This is a genomic window from Synechococcus sp. O70.2 (genome assembly GCF_047462135.1).
Taxonomy (GTDB): Bacteria; Cyanobacteriota; Cyanobacteriia; order Thermostichales; family Thermostichaceae; genus Thermostichus.
Genome location: NZ_JANSIS010000013.1, coordinates 1 through 3,811 on the forward strand (window position 1 = coordinate 1; position 3,811 = coordinate 3,811).

Below are 3,811 nucleotides of genomic sequence, written 5' to 3' on the forward strand. Positions count from 1 at the left end.
GCAATCAACCTTCGCAGAACGTATCTGGGCTTAGGCCCAGTAGTTGGGGTTATGGCATCCCCCATAGGGTTGAGGTTCCAGCCTCATGCTCTTTCGCTTACGGCGGCGCGGAGCGCTTTGTAGCTCAGCCGGTAGGAGCCATCCTGCTGTCTGAGAAAAAATCCCTCCCCTTTAGGGCAGGGAGAATGTCAATGCCTTGGATCCCGCTTTTCCCCTGCCTCTTCCCCGACCGCTAAACTGGTTCTAGTCGAGACGGCTGGGTGCCGAGATCCATGCGCCGCCAGCTTAAGACCCTAAACCAAATCCTCGACTACAAGCTAGCCGATCTGCGGCTGTTTGGCCGCGCCGAGCTGAAGGGTCAGGTGCTGAATGTGCTGCTGGAACGGCTGCCCGGCGATGGGGTGGACACACAACAAGTAATGGAGGTGGTGCGCAGCGCTGTAGAGGCCTCGCTGCTGCAGGGGCTGCGCAAAGTCAACGTTTACCTTTGGTGCCGTGGCCAAACTGAAGCAGCGCCGGAGTGGAGCGAAAGCTTTGTGGTCGAGCCGTTGAGCCCAAGCAAGCCTGAGGGAGCTTGGAGCCGCGCCTCCAGCTACCGGCAAGACTATCCCGCCATGCGGGTGCTGCTTTTTGGCTTTGGTCTTTGCCTGGGTGGCTTCTACCTGCTGGGCTGGGAGCGGACGGGCTGGATGGACTGGATCCCCGTGGGGTTGGCCTTTGGCTTGGGGGTGATCTTCCCCTGGCTCAAACGCTCCCTCAACCAGGGGGCTCCCCCTCTGTTCCTACGCCTCGGCCTAGGGCTGGGGCTGGTCTGGCTGGGCCTGGCAGTGCTGATGATCTGGCACCAGGGCTGGAGCCCTGCCCACGGGATTCTCACCTTGCTGGCCCTTCTCCTAGTGGGGTTGGGATCCTGAAAGCGCTCACTCGGCAGTGGTGCCGCGGAAAACGGGCAGGGCCGGCCCTGTCATCCACACGTGTTGGGTGTCAAGATCCCAGCGAATCTCCAGGTTTCCTCCCGGCAGCTCTACCGTGGCCTGGGGCTCGGCCCGCTCTTCCAAGACGGCAGCTACTAGGGCGGCACAAGCCCCTGTTCCACAGGCCAGCGTCGCCCCTGCCCCTCGCTCCCAAACCCGCAGCCGCAGGTGGTTAGGGCTGAGCACCTGCACAAATTCGGTGTTGGTGCGCTCGGGAAAGGCGGGGTGATGCTCAAACAGGGGGCCCACCCTTTCCAAGTCCAGTTTCTCCAGGGATCCCTCCTCCTCCAGAAAGACCACGCAATGGGGGTTGCCCATGCTCACTGCCGTCACCCACCACTCCCGCCCGGCCACTCGGAGCGGTTGCCGCACCACCTTTTCCTCTGGCCCGACTAGCGTGGTGGGAATCTGCTGGGCCAAAAGGCGAGGGATCCCCATGTCCACTGTTACCAAGCCATCGGGCTGCACCCGCGGCACAATCCGCCCTGCCAAGGTGTGGATCTGGTAGGCGCCATCCTGGGCGGGGATCCCCAGATCCTGCAAAAAGCGAGCCAGGCAGCGGATGCCGTTGCCGCACATCTCCGCTTCCGAGCCGTCGCTGTTGAACAGGCGCATGCTGAAATCAGCCCCCTCCTGCCCCGGCAGCAGGAAAATGACCCCATCCGCCCCCACGCCAAAGCGGCGATCGCAGAGGGCAATGGCCTCTTCTGGTGTCAGACAGGGCTGGGGCTGGTGGCGATTGTCCACCAAGATGAAATCGTTTCCCAACCCCTGGTACTTGTGGAAGGTGAGATGGGAGGGCAGCCGGGCAGCCATGCAGTGCAACAAGACAACGGGCTTCAATCCTCGTGCATTTCGAAGGGATCCTTCAAGTTCTTGGAAGGAGGTCCGAAGGCGGTGTAGATGGCAAAGGCGGTAATGACAATAGTAGTGGCCACAATAGCCACGATGAGGGAGAGGCTAGCTTCCATCGCTGGGATCCCGAGAGAGTCTCTCTAGAGTATTACACAAGTTTACAAAACATTGCGCCTCAGCGGCGACATGCACGGAATCCTGTGCCGGGCAAGGAGAAGGGATGTCAAGATTCATTGCTATCGGCAAAGGGGTGGGGCCAGATTCTGGTAGCGTGATCTAAAGATGGCTGTTCTTGCGGCATTGAGTCTTTAGAGGATCCGCCGCCAGCTTTGTTCCTTCTTAGCCTACGGCGAGAACCATGGCCATTCGTACCCGACTGGGCGATCTGCTGCGTCCGCTGAACTCAGAATACGGCAAAGTAGCCCCCGGCTGGGGCACCACGCCTCTAATGGCAGTCTTCATGGTGCTGTTTGGCATCTTCATGCTGATCCTCCTGGAGATCTACAACAAGTCCCTGCTGCTGGAAGACATCAACGTCTCCTGGGAGAGCCTCAGCTTCTAGTTTGGGCTTGCCAAGCGGCCTAGGTGGTGTACTCGGCGTTGATGCGCACATAGTCGTAGCTGAGATCGCAGCCCCAGGCCACGCCCTGACCGGGCCCCTGGTGGAGGTCCACCGTAAAGACGACGGGATCCCCCTTGAGGTACTTGCAAGCAGCCTGGCGGTCAAAGGGGAGAGGCATTCCCTTCTCTAGAAGCAGAAAATCTCCCAGCCGGATCTCCAGAAGGCGGCTGTCAAAAGGGATCCCTGCTCGCCCAGCGGCAGCGGCCACCCGTCCCCAGTTGGGGTCGCCCCCAAAGGCTGCTGCCTTGACCAAGGGAGAGCTGGCAATGACACGGGCTATCTGCCGAGCCGACCGGTCGTCGGGGGCGCCCTGCACCCGGATCTCCAGCAACTTGGTGGCTCCCTCCCCGTCGCGGGCAATGGCCTTAGCTAGGTGAATGCAAACCTGGGCAACCATCTCGGCTAGGGCTTGGGCAGCTTTTGTACCCGCTTGCACCGTGGGGATCCCGCTTTGGCCGTTGGCCAGAGCCAGAACCATGTCGTTGGTGCTGGTATCCCCATCCACGGTGATCTGGTTAAAGCTGAGGTCAACAGCCTCTTTGAGGATCTGCTGCCAGAGTGGGGGATCCACAGCCGCATCGGAGGTTAAGAAAGCCAGCATCGTCGCCAAGTTGGGGTGGATCATGCCGGATCCCTTGGCGATGCCTCCTACCCTGACGGTGTAGCCGTCAATGTTAGCCTCCAGAGCCGTGCTCTTGGGAACTAGATCAGTGGTGAGGATGGCGCGGGCAGCGCTCTCTCCTCCTGCCGGCGAGAGGCGGTCGATAAGGTGGGGCAGGGCCGCCTTGATTTTGGCCATTTCCAGTTGTCGTCCAATGACCCCTGTGGAGGCGGTGAGCACCTGGTGGGAGGGGATCCCCAGCCGCTCTGCCACCCAGCGGGCCAGTTGGGCATTGTTGCGCTCCCCCTCTTCGCCTGTACAGGCGTTGGCTTGGCCGGCAGTGCAGAGGATGGCCCGCACCGGCTGGCCTTGGGCGAGGATGCTCTGGTTGTAGGTGACGCAGGCGGCCTTAACCTGGTTGGTGGTGAAAACGCCAGCCCCTACCGCCTCGCTGTCGGAAACAATCAGGGCCAGATCGGCGGCGCCGGAGGGCTTGAGGCCAGCGGCTACGCCGGCAGCGCGGAAGCCACGGGGGGCAGTTACAGCACCTGCAACCGGTTTAAACTGGGCTCCTAGATCTGGTGGAATGGGTCTGGTCATACTGGCGGCTGCGCAGCTCCTAGCAAAGCGGGCCGGCTTTTGCGCTGGGAGCAGAGTGGTGTTGTTAGAACTTTACCAAAAAGCGCCGTAAGGCCCCGCCTTTGAAGGTGGGGATGTAAGGCGCAGCATTTTATCCAAGGTTTCCCCTGATAAACTAGC

At 61.1% G+C, this 3,811-nt stretch carries 5 protein-coding genes; 2 read left to right on the top strand and 3 right to left on the bottom strand.

Translation table 11 applies throughout. The annotated features are described in order from the left end of the window. Positions 1-272: 272 nt before the first annotated feature. A complete protein-coding gene (locus tag NW812_RS10890; protein ID WP_414396831.1) occupies positions 273-914 on the top strand; it encodes a hypothetical protein in 642 nt (213 codons plus the stop codon). A 6-nt stretch (positions 915-920) separates the two neighbouring features. On the opposite strand, the gene dapF is transcribed toward NW812_RS10890, so the two are convergent. Both dapF and psbN read right to left on the bottom strand, forming a co-directional pair. Further along, positions 921-1,790 (bottom strand): diaminopimelate epimerase, encoded by an 870-nt coding sequence (gene dapF / locus NW812_RS10895; protein WP_414396833.1) that lies wholly within the window; start codon positions 1,788-1,790, stop codon positions 921-923. A gap of 23 nt (positions 1,791-1,813) precedes the next feature. Further along, a complete protein-coding gene (psbN, locus tag NW812_RS10900; protein WP_414396835.1) occupies positions 1,814-1,945 on the bottom strand; it encodes a photosystem II reaction center protein PsbN in 132 nt (43 codons plus the stop codon). 242 nt (positions 1,946-2,187) lie between these two features. On the opposite strand from psbN, the gene psbH reads away from it, so the two are divergent. After that, positions 2,188-2,391 carry a photosystem II reaction center phosphoprotein PsbH gene (gene psbH / locus NW812_RS10905; RefSeq protein ID WP_414361343.1) on the top strand — a complete coding sequence of 68 codons (204 nt, stop codon included), beginning with the start codon at positions 2,188-2,190 and terminating at the stop codon, positions 2,389-2,391. A gap of 19 nt (positions 2,392-2,410) precedes the next feature. Here the strand turns inward: psbH and argJ are convergent, their stop codons facing one another. Further along, positions 2,411-3,652 (bottom strand): bifunctional glutamate N-acetyltransferase/amino-acid acetyltransferase ArgJ, encoded by a 1,242-nt coding sequence (gene argJ, locus NW812_RS10910; protein WP_414396838.1) that lies wholly within the window; start codon positions 3,650-3,652, stop codon positions 2,411-2,413. Positions 3,653-3,811: the final 159 nt, after the last annotated feature.

What these genes read in the sequence shown, in the direction of transcription:
- NW812_RS10890 (WP_414396831.1), top strand. Translation starts at nt 273, where the DNA reads ATGCGCCGCCAGCTTAAGACCCTAAACCAAATCCTCGACTACAAGCTA.
- dapF (WP_414396833.1), bottom strand. Translation starts at nt 1,790, where the DNA reads ATGGCTGCCCGGCTGCCCTCCCATCTCACCTTCCACAAGTACCAGGGG.
- psbN (WP_414396835.1), bottom strand. Translation starts at nt 1,945, where the DNA reads ATGGAAGCTAGCCTCTCCCTCATCGTGGCTATTGTGGCCACTACTATT.
- psbH (WP_414361343.1), top strand. Translation starts at nt 2,188, where the DNA reads ATGGCCATTCGTACCCGACTGGGCGATCTGCTGCGTCCGCTGAACTCA.
- argJ (WP_414396838.1), bottom strand. Translation starts at nt 3,652, where the DNA reads ATGACCAGACCCATTCCACCAGATCTAGGAGCCCAGTTTAAACCGGTT.